Raw genomic sequence first — 14,941 nt, forward strand, 5'->3', positions numbered from 1 at the left:
TCCGCCTAGGAGGCGGGCCACCAGGTGCGGGTCGACGCGGTCATGCGTTGCACTCTAGCATTGGTCGCACATGCCTCCCACCGTCCCCTCGACTCCGTCCGATCCCGCGACCTCTGCAACGCCCGCGACGCCCTCGACGCCCGACGATCGGACCGTCGCCCGGCTGCGCGCCGCCGGCTGCGTCTTCGCCGAGGACGAGGCTGTGCTCCTCGTGGCGGCCGCCATGGGGCATCCCGATGCTCCGGCCGAGCTCGAGCGGCTCGTCGAGCGGCGCGTGGCGGGCGAGCCGCTCGAGCAGGTGCTCGGCTGGGCGGAGTTCGCGGGCCTGCGAATTCTGCTCGAGCCGGGCGTGTTCGTGCCGCGCCGCCGCACCGAATTCCTTGCGGCCGAGGCAGGCCGGCTGGCCCGAGCTGCGGCGCGCCCGGATCGCGATCCGGTCGTGGTCGACCTCTGCTGCGGCGCCGGCGCGATCGGTGCCGCGGTCGCGCATGCTGCGGTTCCGATGCGGCTCGTGGCCGCCGACCTCGACCCGGCCGCGGTGCGTGCGGCGCGCCACAACCTCGAGCCGCTCGGGGCCCTGGTGGTCGAGGGCGACCTTTACGACGCCCTCCCCGCTGAGCTCCGCGGGGAGGTCGACGTGCTCGCAGTGAACGCGCCCTACGTGCCGACCGACGACGTCGGCATGATGCCGCCCGAGGCGCGGGACCACGAGGCGCGCATGGCGCTCGACGGCGGCGTCGACGGGCTCGACGTGCACCGCCTCGTCGCGGCATCCGCTCGCGACTGGCTCGCTCCGGACGGCCACCTGCTCATCGAGACGAGCCGGCAGCAGGCCGCGACGACGGCCGCGCTCGTCGCGGCGGGCGGACTCGACGCCCGCATCCTGCACGACGACGAGATCGCGGCGACGGTCGTCGTCGGGCGACGCTGAGCCCCGCCGCGACGCGTCGCGATCAGGTCGGCGAACCGCCGCCGCCCGAGTGCGCTTCGGCCAGGATCGCCTGCACCTCGGTATCCGTCGTCTGCGAGAAGTCGAGGTAGTGCATGCCGACGGCCATGAACCCGCGGGGCCTCGACAGGCACACGACCTCGTCGACCTCGGGCATCGCGGCGATCTCGGCGATGCTGTCGGGTGCGCCGACCGGTGTCGCGAGGATCACGGATGCCGCGCCGAGTTCCCGTGCGACCATGCAGGCCACCCGAGCCGTCGCCCCGGTGGCGACGCCGTCGTCGACGATGACGGCCGTGCGCCCGGTGAGGTCAACGGGCGGTGCGCCGCCGCGGAACCGCGCGACCCGCGCCTCGAGCTCGGCCCGCTCTCGGCGCTCGACCGCCGCGAGCTCTCCGTCCGAGACACCGCCGGAGCGCAGCACGTCGTCGTTCAGCACCCGGGCACCTCGCTCGCCGATCGCCCCCATGGCGACCTCGGGCTGACGCGGGAGTCCGAGCTTGCGCACCACGAGCACGTCGAGCGGCGCGCCGAGGGCCCGTGCGAGTTCCGCGGCGACGGGCACGCCGCCGCGGGGGAGTCCGAGCACGACGGGTCGATCGAGCTCGCGGCCCTCGAACGCCTCCGCGAGGCGCCGACCTGCGTCCCGCCGGTCGTTGAAGTAGTCCATGTCGTCCTCCCTCGTTCCACGGACGCGGGCCCGACCGCGGCGTCGGCCCCTAGAGACCGTCGACGAGCGCGGCCCGGAGCGGTTCGCTGAGCATCGGCGGCAGGTCGACCTCGACGCCGAGGGCCAGCAGCGCGCTGCCGTAGTACACGCGGGCCGACGCCGCGATCGTGATGTCCACGATCTCCTGGTCGCTGAAGCCCGCATCCCGGAGCCGCTGCGCGTCGACGTCCGTCAGCTCAGCGGCATCCCGGCCCACCTGCTCGGCGAACCGCATCATCTCGACCTCGGCGTCGGAGAGCCCGGCGTCGGTGTAGTCGCGGGCGATGCGTTCGAGCTGTTCCTCGCCGAACACCCTGAGCGCCTTCACGCCGTGCGCGAGCCGGCAGTGCTTCGACCGCGTTCCGCGGGCTGCGGCCAGCGTGACCAGTTCGTACCGCCGCAGGCCGAGCGGCTTGGCGACCGACCGGATGAGCGCCTCGAACGCCCGGGAAGCGGCCGGGTTCAATGCCATGGCCTTCGTGTGCGTCGGCACATAGCCGACGACCTCGAGGTCTTCGGCATAGAGGGCCGCGACGTCGCCGACGGCCTCGCTCTCGGGGATGGTTCGGATGATCGTCATTCGGCAGTGCCTCGGTCTCGTGGTGTCGCGTGCGTTTCATGCTGGCACGTCGCAACGGTCGACGCCAGCACTCGCGGGGGCGCCTTCAGGCATGCGCTTCGTCCCTTTCTCTAGCGGGCGGCCATCCCATCGTCAACCCCTTTCGCCGCGGAGAACCGGGGACCTAGCGTCGTTGCTACGAACGGCGCAATGCCACGGATCAGGGGAGCACCCGGACGCAGTGGGCCGGACTGGGAAACCGAAGACGCCTGCGCGCCGACTGAGGGGTCGACGCCCAGGGCGGGGGAGCGGGTCGGATGACTGGGGGTCATCCGACCCGCGTTTTCCCATGCCCGGGAGCGATGCGAGCGAAGTTCGCGTTCGTGGGCGGGTCGCTTACACTGAGGAAATCCTTCCCCCAGGACCGGGGGAACCCGTCCCGACAGGGAATCGGCGAGGCCACGGCGTCGTCGGGCTTGGAGTGTTCGTGGGGCGTCACAGCATCAGGGCCCCGGCGAAGAGGCCGGGCCGCGCGCTCATCCTGTCCCTCATCGCCGCCACCGCCGTCGTCGGCGTCGTCGCCACCGGCGTCTTCCTCTGGGTCGGCGGGTATCTGAACCCCATCTTCGCCGTTGCCGAGGTGGGCTGCGTCGATGACGAGCAGCTCATCGTCGTCGCGGACACCTCGATCGCACCGGCCATCACCGAGATCGCGGAGGACTTCGACGCCGCGTCCGAGGCCTGCGTCGACACGGTGGTGAGGGCTCAGGACTCCGCCGACACCTCGGCCGTGCTCGCCGCCGGAAGCCTCGTCGCCGACGTGTGGGTACCCGAGTCCAGCGTCTGGCTCGATCGCACGGTCGCCACCGCGGCGTCGCTCGGGCGGAGTGCGCCCGAGACGCAGATCGGCGAGCCCGTCGCGTCGACGCCCGTCGTGTTCGCGGCGCCGGCCACCAGGGCTGCGCAGATCGCGACCGAGCCCGTGACCTGGGCCCGCGTCCTGTCGGGAACACTGCCCACCGTTCTGCCCGACCCCGCGGCTTCGTCGGCGAGCCTCGCCGGCCTGCTCGCCCTGCGCGGCCACTCCTCGCCCGACGACCCCCGGCAGTTCGCCGGCGCGATGATCGAACTCGGTAAGTCCATCCCCGCCTCCACGAGCGCGGCCTTCGGGTCGCTCGCCACGGCACCGCAGCCGAGCGTCGTCGTCACCACCGAGGCCCAGGTGGCCGCCTACAACCTCGACGAGCCGGCCGAGACGCTCGTGGCCGCGTATCCCGCCGACGGGACGGTGCTCCTCGACTACCCGTTCGTGCGACTGTCCACGTCGGGTGACGTCGCTGCCGATGCGGACGACACGGATGCCGACGCCGGCAACGTGGGAGCCGCGGGCGACGGCGCCGCCCCGTCGCACGCCGAGCTCGTCGAGGCGTTCGAGGCGACCGTGCGCGACGGGGCCGATCAGCTCGCGGCCGCGGGATTCCGCGCCTCGGACGGGACCGGCGCCCTCGACGTGCCCGGCCTCGCCGCCGAGGCGCCCCCGGCCGCGGAGGCGAAGCTCGACGCCGGAGCGCAGCTCGAGGTCCTGCGTGCGTGGGGCGTGCTGACGCTGCGGTCGCGCATGCTCGCGGTGATCGACGTCTCGGGCTCGATGGAGGAGCCCGCCGAGAACGGCCTGCGCCGTATCGACATCTTCCAGCAGGCGGCCGTGGGCGCCATGGAGAAGTTCTCGGGCGAGGTCGAGCTCGGCGTCTGGGTCTTTTCGACCGCGCGCAACGGCGACCTGGACTACGAGGACCTCTCGCCCATCGCGCCGCTTGCCGACCTCGCGCACAAGCAGGAGGTCGCCGGGATCATCCAGTCGCTGCCCGGCCGGCTCGGCGGTGCCACCGGGCTCTACGACACGACGCTCGCCGCCGTGCAGCGGGTGCGTGAGTCGTACGACCCCGAGAAGGTCAACACGGTGCTCGTCATCACCGACGGCAAGAACGAGGACGAGAACGGCATCGACCTCGACACGCTGCTCGCGGAGCTCGCCAAGATCGACGACCCGACGAAGCCCGTCGCGGTCATCATGATCGGGTTCGGCCCCGACACCGACCTCGCGGCGATGCAGCGCATCGCACAGGCGACGAAGGGTGCGGCGTACTCCGCCTCGAAGCCCGAGGACCTCGGCATCGTGCTGGTCGACGCGCTGTCGCAGCGCACGTGCCGCCCGAACTGCGGCTGACACGAGTGGCACGACGAACGGCCCGGCTCGCGCCGGGCCCTTCGCGGTCGATCAGGCGGTCAGGCGACGGTGGCCTCGTCGCTCCCGTGCTCGGCATGCGCGCCGGCCATCATGTCGGCCGGCCTGCGCACGAGGAACGCGCCGACGATCGCGACGAGCGAGAGGATCGCGCCCACGAGGAACGCGCTCCGGATGCCGGCGGCTGCCGCGACCTCTGCGGTCGCGCCCGTCGTCGCCGCGCTGGCGGTGCGCGAGGTCATCACCGTGATGAACAGCGCGGTGCCGGCAGCGCCCGCGACCTGCTGAATCGTGCCGACGGTCGCCGAGCCGTGCGAGTAGAAGCGCGGCTCGATCGACCCCAGCGCCGACGTGAACAGGGGCGTGAACATGAAGGCCAACGCGGCCGAGAGCGCAATGTGCGCCGCGAGGAGCATCCACGGCGATGTCTGCTCGGTCACGAGTGTGAGCGACCACAGGACGCCGCTCACGACGATCGAGCCCGGCACGAGCAGCGGCGTCGGCCCGACGCGGTCGTAGAGCCGGCCGACGGTGGGGCCCAGGAGTCCCATGATCAGGCCGCCGGGCAGGAGCAGCAGTCCGGTATACACCGGCTCGAGGTGCAGCACGTCCTGCAGGTAGACCGGCAGGAGGATGATCGTGCCGAACAGGGCCGCCATCATCACGGCCATGAGCCCCACCGACACCGAGAAGTTGCGGGTGCGGAAGGTGCGCAGGTCGAGCAGCGCCCGGTCGCGGCGCTGCAGGAAGAGCTGGCGCACGATGAACGCGGCGACGCCCAGGGTACCCACGGCGAGCGCGATCCACATCTGCGGCGCTGCCGCCGCATCGGTGCCGCTCACGGCGCCGCCCACGAGGCTCAGGCCGTAGACCAGGCCGCCGAAGCCGAACGCCGACAGCACGATCGAGAATACGTCGATGGGGATGACGCGCGTCTCGCTGACGTTCTCGACGCGACGCATGCCGATGACGAGCATCACGAGTGCGATGGGTAGCACGAGCCAGAACATGAACCGCCACGACAGGAAGTTCAGGATGAGGCCCGAGATCGTCGGCCCGATGGCGGGTGCGACGGACATCACGATCGAGACGCGACCCATGATGCGGCCGCGGTCGGATGGGAGCACCAGCGTCATGAGGGTCGTCATGAGCAGCGGCATCATGATCGCCGTACCCGTCGCCTGCACCACGCGCGCGAGCAGCAGCACCTCGAAGCCGGGCGCGAGGGCGGCGATGAGCGTGCCCGACGAGAACAGGCTCATCGCGGCGATGAACATGGGCCGCGTCGCGAACCGCTGCAGCAGGAAGCCGGTGATCGGGATGACGACGGCCATGGTCAGCATGAACGCCGTGGTCAGCCACTGCGCGGCCGACAGGGTGATGTCGAGGTCGTCGACGAGGTGCGGGATCGCCACACCCATGATCGTCTCGTTGAGGAAGACGACGAACGTGGCGGCGAGGAGCAACCAGATGACCCGGTTGTTCCGGGCTCCGTGCAACGCCTCGGCGTCGGAGTGTTCTTGGAAGTCGTCGTCGTGGTCCGGCACGACGACGTCATCGAGATGGGAAGCGGTGCGTTCTGTCAAGAGAAGGGCATCCAATCGAGTTCGGCGCAGGCTGCGCCGGAGAAGAGCGTCGAACAATCGAACATGGGGGACAACCGGCCTCGGACGACGTGCTATTCCCAGATCGCCGGATGAATCGGAACGTATGGAAATGCGTCGCGCGCCGTGCGACCGTGTCGGTGCCGGAGGCCGACGGTCAGAACGTGGCGATCGGCTCGTCGTCGGCCGGGATGGCGGTGGGATCGGTCATGGCGCGACGATATCGCGCACCACCGACACCGCCCGGGCCACGGATGCCGCGGCCTCGGCGATCTCGTCGGCCGTGGTCTCGGCGCCGAGCGTGAAGCGCACGGCCGTCTGCGCGAGCTCGCCGGGCACGCCGATGGCGGTGAGCACGTGCGACGGCTCGTCGCTGCCCGCGGCGCACGCCGACCCGCTCGAGCAGACCACGCCCTGGCGCTCGAGCTCCAGCAGCACCGCTTCGCCGCTCGTCCCAGGGAAGACGAACGAGACGGTGCCCGGCAGTCGCCGCACGGGGTCGCCCGTGAGCCGTGCCCAGGGCACCTCGGCCGTGACCCGCGCCACGAGGTCGGCGGCGAGCGCGCCGACGCGGGCCGCGGCATCCGCCCGCTCGCCGTCGGCGAGCCGCAGCGCGGTCGCGAACGCGACGGCGCCGGCGACGTTCTCGGTGCCCGACCGGCGGCCGCGCTCCTGACCGCCGCCGTGCAGCACGGGCTCGAGCGGGACGCGGCCGCGCACGACGAGCGCGCCCGTGCCCTTGGGGGCCCCGACCTTGTGGCCGGCGAGCGACATCGCGTCGACGCCGAGCGCGCGGAGGGAGAGCGGGAGCCAGCCGGCGGCCTGCACGGCGTCGGTGTGCATCGCCGAGCCCGACGCGTGCGCGATCGCCGCGAGTTCGGCGATGGGCTGCACCGTGCCGATCTCGTTGTTGGCGAGCTGCACCGAGACGAGCGTGGTGTCCGCGCGGATGACGCGCGCGAGCGCCTCGGGATGCACGAGCCCGTGCTCGTCGACGTCGACGAAGGTGACGTGGAACCCGTGCACCCGCGCCAGGTGATCGGCCGACTCCAGCACCGCCTCGTGCTCGATCGGCGTCACCACGATGTGGCGGCCGCGCGGGTTCGCGAGCGCGATGCCCTTGATCGCGAGGTTGTCGGCCTCGGTGCCGCCGCTCGCGAACACCACGTCTCCGGGGCGGCATCCGATGACCGCGGCCACCTCGGCGCGGGCCGCCGCGAGCGCACGCGCCGCCTCGTCGCCGAGCCCGTGATGGCTCGACGGGTTGCCGAAAGCATTGGTGAGGAACGGCCACATCGCCTCGAGCGCCTCCCGTCGCACGGGGGTCGTCGCGGCGTGGTCGAGGAAGATCACGTGGAGTCCTCGGAGGCTCGGCTCCCGTCCGCCGGCGCCTCGATCACCACGTCGAGCCCGAGGTCGAGCGCGCGGGCGGAGTGCGTGAGCGCGCCGACCGAGATCACGTCGACGCCCGTGGCGGCGATCGCGCCGACCGATTCGAGCGAGACGCCGCCGGATGCCTCGACCACGGCCCGTCCGCCGATGCGCGCGACGCCCTCCCGCAGGTCGTCGAGGTCGAGGTTGTCGAGCATGATCGTGTCGGCACAGCCGGCGAGGACCGCGTCGAGCTGGTCGAGCCGGTCGACCTCGACCTCGAGGTGGGCGGTGTGCGGCATCCGCTCGCGTGCCTCGCGGAGCGCGGTGGCGAGGTCGCGGCCGCTGGCGGTGAGCACCGCCAAGTGGTTGTCCTTCGCCATGATCGCGTCGGAGAGCGAGCGGCGGTGGTTGCGGCCGCCGCCGTCCCGGACCGCCTGGCGCTCGAGGCTGCGCAGGCCGGGGGTGGTCTTGCGGGTGTCGACGATGCGCGCGCTCGTGCCGGCGACCGCGTCGACGTAGCGCGCGGTGAGCGTGGCGACGCCCGACATGCGCTGCAGCAGGTTGAGGGCCACCCGCTCGGCGGTGAGGATGCCGCGAGCCGGCCCCTGCACCCGCGCGAGCACCTCGCCCGCCGCGAACCGGTCACCGTCACCGGCGATCCGCTGCACCACGATGCGCGGATCGACGAGGCGGAACGCGGCGGCGAACACCTCGATGCCGCTCACGACGCCCGGCTCGCGGGCGACGAGCTCGGCCGTGGCGGTCGCCGCAGCGGGGATGAGCGTCTCGCTCGTGAGGTCGCCCCACGGCGCGTCCTCGTCGAGGGCGGCGCCGACGATGCGGTCGATCTCGCGGATCCCGGTCATCAAGCCGCCTCCCCGGCCGCGACGATCGTCGCGAGGTCGTCGGTCACCGCGTCGTCGGTGCGGAAGTGCGCGCCCCGGCTCTCCGTGCGCGCGAGCGCGGCGGCCACCGTGAGCCGCGCCAGGTCGAGCAGGTTCCGGTCCTCTGCGGTGCGGCGGTCGCGCACCTCGGGCGCGCGCCACGTGGCGAGTCGAGCGGATGCCGCAGCGAGGCCCTCCCCGACGCGCTCGAGCCCGACGTGCTCCCACATGAGCCGCTGCAGCTCGGCCCGGTCGACGATGCGCGCGGCGTCTCGATACGCGTCGCCTCCGGCGGCGCTACTCGACGACCGGACCGGTGATCGAGCAGCGCCGGACGTAGTCCGACGCCTATCGAGCTCAGGCGCCGGGGAGCCCAGCGCGCGCACCGCCCGATCAGCGAAGACGGCCGCCTCGAGCAGCGAATTCGACGCCAGCCGGTTGGCGCCGTGCACGCCCGAGCGGGCCGTCTCGCCGACGGCGAAGAGCCCGGGCAGCGTCGTGCGCCCGTCGAGGTCGGTCACGACGCCGCCCATGGCGTAGTGCGCTGCGGGCGTGATCGGCACGGGCTCGGCCGACCAGTCGAACCCGGCATCGCGGATCGCAGCGTCGAGGCTCGGGAACCGCTGCGCCAGGAACGTGGCCCCGAAGCCGGTCGCGTCGAGGAACACGGGCGCACCGCCCTGCTCGGCCATGCGCCGCCACACGGCACGCGCCACGACGTCGCGCGGTGCGAGCTCGCCGCGCGGGTCCACGTCGAGCATGAACCGCTCGCCGTCGCCGTCGACGAGCAGGGCGCCCTCGCCGCGCACCGCCTCCGAGATGAGCGGCGTGCCGGGCGCATCCAGCGCGGTTGGATGGAACTGCACGAACTCCAGGTCCGCGACCGCCGCGCCGGCCCGCCAGGCGGCCGCCGCACCATCGCCGGTCGCGACCGACGGGTTGGTCGTATGCCAGTAGAGGCATCCGCTGCCCCCGGTCGCGAGCACCACGACGTCGGCGGGTCGTTCGGTGACGGTTCCGGATGTTCCGAGCAGGCGTGCCCCGACGACCCGGCCGCGCTCGACGAGGAGGTCGGCGAGCATTGTCTCCTCCTCGATCCGCACGGCCCGGCGCCGCACGGTCGCCACGAGCGCCGCTTCGATCGCCGCGCCCGTCGCGTCGCCGCCCGCGTGCAGGATGCGCGCGCGCGAGTGCGCCGCCTCGAGCCCGCGCTCGAGGCCCGACTCGCCGCGGTCGAACTCGACACCGAACCGGATGAGGTCGCGTACCCGCGCCGGGCCCTCGTCGACCAGAACGTGCACGGCCTCGGGGTCGGCGAGGCCCGCGCCGGCCGCGATCGTGTCGTCGAAGTGCCGCTCGGTGGAATCGTCGGGGAAGAGCGCCGCGGCGATGCCGCCCTGAGCGTGCCGCGTGTTGCCGTCGACGAGTGCCGTCTTCGTGACGAGCTCGACCGTGTGCCCGGCGTCGGCGGCCTTCACCGCCGTCCAGAGCCCGGCGATGCCGCCGCCGACGACGAGGACGTGCACCATGTCAGGCCGCCCCGGGTGCCGCGGGCGCGCCGGGCGCCGCGACCGGCGGCTTCGCCGCGAGCATCCGCTCGAGTGCGAGGCGCGCCGGCTCGGCCACCTCGTCGGCCACGGCGATGCGGTTGACGACGCGACCGGCGACGAGCTCCTCGAGCACCCACGCGAGGTGGCCCGGGTGGATGCGGTACATCGTCGAGCACGGGCACACCACCGGGTCGAGGCAGAAGATCGTGTGCTCGGGGTGCTCGGCGGCGAGGCGCTGCACGAGGTTGATCTCGGTGCCGATCGCGAAGGTCGAACCCGCGGGCGCCGCCTGGATCGCCTTGACGATGAAATCGGTCGACCCCGAGGCATCCGCTGCGTCGACGACGGGCATGGGGCACTCGGGGTGCACGATGACCTGCACGCCGGGATGCTGCGCACGTGCGGCATCGATCTGGTCGACCGTGAAGCGCTTGTGCACCGAGCAGAAGCCGTGCCACAGGATGACGCGGGCGCCCTCGAGCTCGTCGAGCGTGTTGCCGCCCAGCGGCTTGCGCGGGTTCCACATCGGCATCTGCTCGAGCGGCACGCCCATGGCCTTGGCGGTGTTGCGGCCGAGGTGCTGGTCGGGGAAGAACAGCACGCGCTCGCCGCGCTCGAACGCCCACTCGAGCACGGTCTTCGCGTTCGAGGAGGTGCAGACGATGCCGCCGTGGCGGCCCACGAACCCCTTGAGTGCGGCCGACGAGTTCATGTACGTGACCGGGATGACCGGCACGCGGCCATCGGCGCCCGGCGCCGAAAGGTCGCCGTAGACCTCCTCGAGCTGCTCCCAGGCCTCCTCGACGCTCGACTCGTCGGCCATGTCGGCCATCGAGCAGCCCGCGGCGAGGTTCGGCAGGATCACGGCCTGTTCGGGGCCTGACAGCAGGTCGGCGGTCTCGGCCATGAAGTGCACGCCGCAGAACACGATGGCCTCGGCATCCGGCCGCCCCTTCGCGGCGTTCGCGAGCTGGAACGAGTCGCCCGTGAAATCGGCGTGCTCGACGACCTCGTCGCGCTGGTAGAAGTGGCCGAGCACCACGACCCGGTCGCCGAGCGTCGCCTTCGCGGCTCGGATGCGTGCGTGCAGCTCCTCGTCGGACGCCGTGCGATACTCCTCGGGCAGTGCGCCCTGGCGCGGCGAGCCGGTGGGAATGACGTCGCCCATCGACGAGCCGGGGCCGTAGCCCGCGGGCCCGGAGTCGAACTCCCAGGGGCCCTTCGCGAGGTCGGGCGAGCAGGCCGCGCCGTCGGCGGCACCCGTGGTGATCAGGCGGATCGTGCGGTCGACGGATGCCGCGGCTCGGGTCGGGATGGTGGGGGTGCTCATGACGCTGGCCTCTCTCTCATGAACGGTTCGCGAGACTCGGCCGTCACGGCGGAGGTGTCGTAGCGGTAGAGCCTCGGGGGACGGTGGGGTGCGCCGGCGAGCCGCTCGCCCGTCTCGCGCAGGCGGCCGGAGGCGATCATCTGGCGCCGGAAGTTCGCCGGGTCGAGGCTGCGCTGCAGCACCGCCTCGTACACCTCGCGGAGCTCGGCGAGGGTGAACGTCTCGCCGAGGAACGCGTGCGCGATCTCGGCGTACTCCACCTTGTTGCGCAGGCGCCAGAGGGCGTACTCGATGATTCGGTTGTGGTCGAACGCGAGTGCGGGCAGGGTGTCGGCCGGCACCCAGCGCACGTTGGGCCCGGCGCTGGCGCGGGCGGCCTCGTCGCTCTGCACGAGTGCCCAGTACACGACCGACACCACCCGGGCCCCGGGGGAGCGGTCGACCTGCCCGAACGTGTAGAGCTGCTCGAGGTACTTGGGCGCGAGTCCCGTGGTCGCGCGGAGCGTGCGTGCTGCGGCGACCTCGAGTTCCTCGTTCGGCGGGAGCCAGCCGCCGGGCAGCGCCCAGTACCCCCGCTGCGGCTCGCGCGTGCGACGTACGAGGGGCGTCCAGAGTACGGACCGGCCGGAGTGGTCGGGGCGCAGCGCGAAGATGACGGTGGACACGGCGAGGCGCGTCAGGAGGTCGCTGGGCTGCGGCATCCGTCCTCACCTCCCGCGTGTGTTCGGGCCCTCGTCTTAGAGTCAGAAGGACTCGAAGTGTGCTGCGCCCAGCTTACAGTCACGATGACCTGAACACAAACGCGTGATGCCCGGCGGTTGCGGTCGCCGGATGTCGCGGCCGCCCCTTCGAAGAAGTCGCAGTCGTGCACGCCTCGAGTTGTCAGAGGGCGCACGACTGCGACTCATGCGCGGCCACAGGCGATCGCCGGATGCCGCCCCGCGCGCGTCCCCGGGTCAGGGTCGCCAACCCCGCGATCGCAGGCGTCGTTCGATCCGTTCGACGAGCTCGGCGGCCTGCAGCGCGGCCGGATCGTCGGGTACGTCATCGGCGGCGGCCCGGATGACGATCCAGCCGGCATCCTGCAGGCGCTCGTAGCGCCGGATGTCGCGGCGGAACTGCTCGGGCGAGCGGTGGTAGTCGCCCTCGTACTCGATGGCGACCCGGTATTCCGGGTACGCGAAGTCGACATGCGGCACGTGTCCGTCGACCAGGCACTCGGGGACCGGGTGGTTGAGCTGCGGCTCGGGAAGGCCGTGGCGGAGCATCCGGAGCCGCAGGAGCGACTCGCGTGGGGACAGCGGGCCGACGCGCAGCAGCGGGAGCGCCTCACGCGTCCGCGCTGCGCCGGGCGACCCGCGGTGCAGTTCGGCGGCGGCGGTCAGCGTCACGATCGTCGCCGTCGCGACCCGTCCGCCGTTCGCGGCACTGCCCGTGAGCATGTGGTCGCCCGCGGCCACGAGGTCGTCGAGGGAGAGCATCGCGGCGAGCTGACACCAGGTGGTGGCGGCATCCGTCACCCGCACGCCGCCGGCGGTGATGACCCGGGTGCGCTCCGCGTCGAGCCGGTGGCCGAGCACACCGCGGATCCGCGGCATCGGCGCCCTGCCGAGCACCGAGACGTGGAGTCGCCCGTCGGCCTCGACCGCCGACGGCAGCGGCACTCCGTTCAGTCGGGCAGCGGTGGAGTGGCTGAAGAACTGCGCCGGCGTCATCCGTCCGGCGAGCGCCAGCACGGTCGCACGCAGGTCGGGATCCACGTCCACGAGCCTGCGCACGCCTCGGTTCGGAGTCACGAGGTCGGATGCCGCGAGCCGGCCACGCGTGACGCCGAGCTGCCGTGCCCGCGCCACCGGAAAGACGCCGACCGCTGCGAGTTCGGTGGGCAACACCCCGGGTCGGCGCATCCCGCCAGCATTCCGGAGCGTGGGGCGCCCCGCGCGCGTTGTCCACAGCCGACCCGGCGCGGCCGGAGCCCGAGATCAAAAGTCGCAGTCGTGCAGGCAATCGCGGCCGTTCAGGCGCACGACTGCGACTCGTCGCGAGGATGCAACGAGGGCCCGGGCGAGAACGATGGGCCCAGCTGAGGGTGCACGACTGCGACTTCTGTAGAGGCGCGCAGGCAAGGTCGCAGTCGTGCACGTGATCGCGGGCGTTTGAGGCGCTCGACTGCGACTTCTGTCCGGGACGCGTCGGGGAGCCGCATCAGAGCGCACGTGTGCACCGCGAGGCAGGCGGCGGCACGCGGCGTCGGCTAGGATCGGCCGTACAACCTCATACCGGGCCATCGACGCGTCGCGGGAGAGCCGGCCGGTTCCGTCAGGAACTCGCGCCGGCACCGAAGGAGCAAGCCTCCCCGCCAATCTCTCAGGTCAACCGCACCGCGATGACGAGGCCGCTCTGGAAAGCGGATCGGGCATTCCCGCCCATATCCCGCCGACGGTGAAAGCGCGAGCGATCGCGTGAATCTCTCAGGCCCACGACAGAGGGGGAGTTCCCAGCGGCATCCGCCGACCGCCCACGCGACTCTGGAGAACTCCGTGACCGATCCCGGCACCACCGCCCCCGGCACCACCGAATCCGCACCCGAGCGGCGCAGCCCCCTCGATGCGGTGCATCGCGCCGCGGGCGCGAGCTTCACCGACTTCGCCGGGTGGCAGATGCCGGTGCGGTACTCGAGCGACCTCGCCGAGCACCATGCCGTTCGCACCCACGCGGGCATCTTCGACCTCTCGCACATGGGCGAGATCGTGCTGCTCGGTCCGGGTTCCGCGGCCGCGCTCGACCACGCGCTCGCGGGCCGCCTCTCGGCAATCGCGATGGGGCAGGCCAAGTACTCGCTGCTGCTCGCAGAGGACGGCGGCATCATCGACGACCTCGTCGTGTACCGCACGGGCGAGGATCGCTACATGGTCGTCGCGAACGCCGCGAACGCGCGGGTGGTCGCCGAGGAGCTTCGCGCCCGCGCCGACCGCTTCGACACGTTCGTCTCCGACGAGAGCGACGACATCGCCCTGGTCGCGCTCCAGGGGCCCGATGCACGTACCGTGCTGCGGGAGACGCCGGGGTTCGGCGTCGACGGGCCCGGCAACGACGCCGACGACTTCGACGCGAGCCTCGACGCACTCAAGTACTACCGCGCGTTCCCCGCGACGTTCGAGGGCGAGCCCGTGCTCATCGCACGCACCGGGTACACCGGCGAGGACGGCTTCGAGCTCTACCTCGCCCCGGATCGCGCACCCGCCCTCTGGGAGGCACTCCGCGAGACCGGCGGGCCCCGCGTCGTGCCGTGCGGGCTGGCGAGCCGCGACACCCTGCGCCTCGAGGCCGGCATGCCGCTCTACGGCCACGAGCTCAGCCGCGACATCCTGCCGGTGCAGGCCGGCCTCGGCCGCGTCGTCGCCCTCGACAAGGACGGCGACTTCGTGGGGCGCGCCGCCGTCGAGCGGGGACCGGCGGCGGATGCCCCGGTGCTGGTCGGCCTCACCGCCGAGGGTCGCCGCGCACCGCGCGCCGGCTACGCCGTGTTCGACGGCGAGGGCGACGACGCCCGCGAGGTCGGCGAGATCACGAGCGGCGCGCCGTCGCCGACGCTCGGGCATCCCGTGGGGATGGCGTTCGTCGCTCCGGATGCCGCGGAGACCGGCCGTGGGCTGTACGTCGACGTCCGGGGCACGCGGGTCGCGGCATCCGTCGTCAAGCCACCGTTCTACCAGCGCACCAAGTGACCGAGGAGA

Annotated in this window: 12 protein-coding genes and 1 riboswitch; of the genes, 3 read left to right on the forward strand and 9 right to left on the reverse strand. The window is 72.5% G+C overall.

From position 1 onward, the window contains the following. The first annotated feature begins 70 nt into the window (after nt 1–70). Entirely contained in the window at nt 71–931 is an 861-nt protein-coding gene (locus tag IEX31_RS00550) for a putative protein N(5)-glutamine methyltransferase (RefSeq protein ID WP_188741488.1), read from the forward strand. A gap of 22 nt (nt 932–953) precedes the next feature. Here IEX31_RS00550 and IEX31_RS00555 read toward each other — a convergent pair whose 3' ends face one another. Continuing rightward, nucleotides 954–1,619: a phosphoribosyltransferase gene (locus tag IEX31_RS00555; RefSeq protein ID WP_188741489.1), complete on the reverse strand. Its 666-nt coding sequence runs from the start codon at nt 1,617–1,619 to the stop codon at nt 954–956. 49 nt (nt 1,620–1,668) lie between these two features. After that, nucleotides 1,669–2,238: a carboxymuconolactone decarboxylase family protein gene (locus IEX31_RS00560; protein WP_188741490.1), complete on the reverse strand. Its 570-nt coding sequence runs from the start codon at nt 2,236–2,238 to the stop codon at nt 1,669–1,671. A 466-nt stretch (nt 2,239–2,704) separates the two neighbouring features. Between IEX31_RS00560 and IEX31_RS00565 the strand changes: the two genes are divergently transcribed. Then, nucleotides 2,705–4,444 (forward strand): VWA domain-containing protein, encoded by a 1,740-nt coding sequence (locus IEX31_RS00565; RefSeq protein ID WP_188741491.1) that lies wholly within the window; start codon nt 2,705–2,707, stop codon nt 4,442–4,444. A 59-nt stretch (nt 4,445–4,503) separates the two neighbouring features. Here the strand turns inward: IEX31_RS00565 and IEX31_RS00570 are convergent, their stop codons facing one another. The 7 genes from IEX31_RS00570 to IEX31_RS00600 form a co-directional block, all read right to left on the reverse strand. Further along, nucleotides 4,504–6,009 (reverse strand): DHA2 family efflux MFS transporter permease subunit, encoded by a 1,506-nt coding sequence (locus IEX31_RS00570; protein WP_229662005.1) that lies wholly within the window; start codon nt 6,007–6,009, stop codon nt 4,504–4,506. A 264-nt stretch (nt 6,010–6,273) separates the two neighbouring features. Further along, a complete protein-coding gene (locus IEX31_RS00575) occupies nt 6,274–7,419 on the reverse strand; it encodes a cysteine desulfurase family protein (protein WP_188741492.1) in 1,146 nt (381 codons plus the stop codon). Beyond that, nucleotides 7,416–8,306 (reverse strand): carboxylating nicotinate-nucleotide diphosphorylase, encoded by an 891-nt coding sequence (gene nadC, locus IEX31_RS00580; protein ID WP_188741493.1) that lies wholly within the window; start codon nt 8,304–8,306, stop codon nt 7,416–7,418. The genes IEX31_RS00575 and nadC overlap by 4 nt, the downstream gene beginning before the upstream one ends. After that, nucleotides 8,306–9,853, reverse strand: coding sequence for an L-aspartate oxidase (gene nadB, locus IEX31_RS00585; protein WP_188741494.1), 1,548 nt, complete (start codon nt 9,851–9,853; stop codon nt 8,306–8,308). Before nadB ends, nadC begins: the two co-directional genes overlap by 1 nt. A 1-nt stretch (nt 9,854) precedes the next feature. After that, entirely contained in the window at nt 9,855–11,204 is a 1,350-nt protein-coding gene (nadA, locus tag IEX31_RS00590) for a quinolinate synthase NadA (protein WP_188741495.1), read from the reverse strand. Further along, nucleotides 11,201–11,905: an NUDIX hydrolase gene (locus tag IEX31_RS00595; protein ID WP_188741496.1), complete on the reverse strand. Its 705-nt coding sequence runs from the start codon at nt 11,903–11,905 to the stop codon at nt 11,201–11,203. Before IEX31_RS00595 ends, nadA begins: the two co-directional genes overlap by 4 nt. Nucleotides 11,906–12,160: 255 nt before the next feature. Further along, entirely contained in the window at nt 12,161–13,111 is a 951-nt protein-coding gene (locus IEX31_RS00600; RefSeq protein ID WP_188741497.1) for a DUF559 domain-containing protein, read from the reverse strand. 381 nt (nt 13,112–13,492) lie between these two features. Then, a riboswitch (glycine riboswitch) is annotated at nt 13,493–13,598 on the forward strand. 146 nt (nt 13,599–13,744) lie between these two features. Between IEX31_RS00600 and gcvT the strand changes: the two genes are divergently transcribed. Continuing rightward, the gene (gcvT, locus tag IEX31_RS00605) at nt 13,745–14,932 is read left to right on the forward strand and encodes a glycine cleavage system aminomethyltransferase GcvT (protein ID WP_188741498.1); all 1,188 of its coding nucleotides are present in this window, start codon (nt 13,745–13,747) and stop codon (nt 14,930–14,932) included. Nucleotides 14,933–14,941 lie beyond the last annotated feature (9 nt).

The sequence above is a fragment of the Agromyces bauzanensis genome (assembly GCF_014645655.1).
Taxonomy (GTDB): domain Bacteria; phylum Actinomycetota; class Actinomycetes; order Actinomycetales; family Microbacteriaceae; genus Agromyces; species Agromyces bauzanensis.

What these genes read in the sequence shown, in the direction of transcription:
- IEX31_RS00550 (WP_188741488.1), top strand. Translation starts at nt 71, where the DNA reads ATGCCTCCCACCGTCCCCTCGACTCCGTCCGATCCCGCGACCTCTGCA.
- IEX31_RS00555 (WP_188741489.1), bottom strand. Translation starts at nt 1,619, where the DNA reads ATGGACTACTTCAACGACCGGCGGGACGCAGGTCGGCGCCTCGCGGAG.
- IEX31_RS00560 (WP_188741490.1), bottom strand. Translation starts at nt 2,238, where the DNA reads ATGACGATCATCCGAACCATCCCCGAGAGCGAGGCCGTCGGCGACGTC.
- nadC (WP_188741493.1), bottom strand. Translation starts at nt 8,306, where the DNA reads ATGACCGGGATCCGCGAGATCGACCGCATCGTCGGCGCCGCCCTCGAC.
- nadB (WP_188741494.1), bottom strand. Translation starts at nt 9,853, where the DNA reads ATGGTGCACGTCCTCGTCGTCGGCGGCGGCATCGCCGGGCTCTGGACG.
- nadA (WP_188741495.1), bottom strand. Translation starts at nt 11,204, where the DNA reads ATGAGCACCCCCACCATCCCGACCCGAGCCGCGGCATCCGTCGACCGC.
- IEX31_RS00595 (WP_188741496.1), bottom strand. Translation starts at nt 11,905, where the DNA reads ATGCCGCAGCCCAGCGACCTCCTGACGCGCCTCGCCGTGTCCACCGTC.
- IEX31_RS00600 (WP_188741497.1), bottom strand. Translation starts at nt 13,111, where the DNA reads ATGCGCCGACCCGGGGTGTTGCCCACCGAACTCGCAGCGGTCGGCGTC.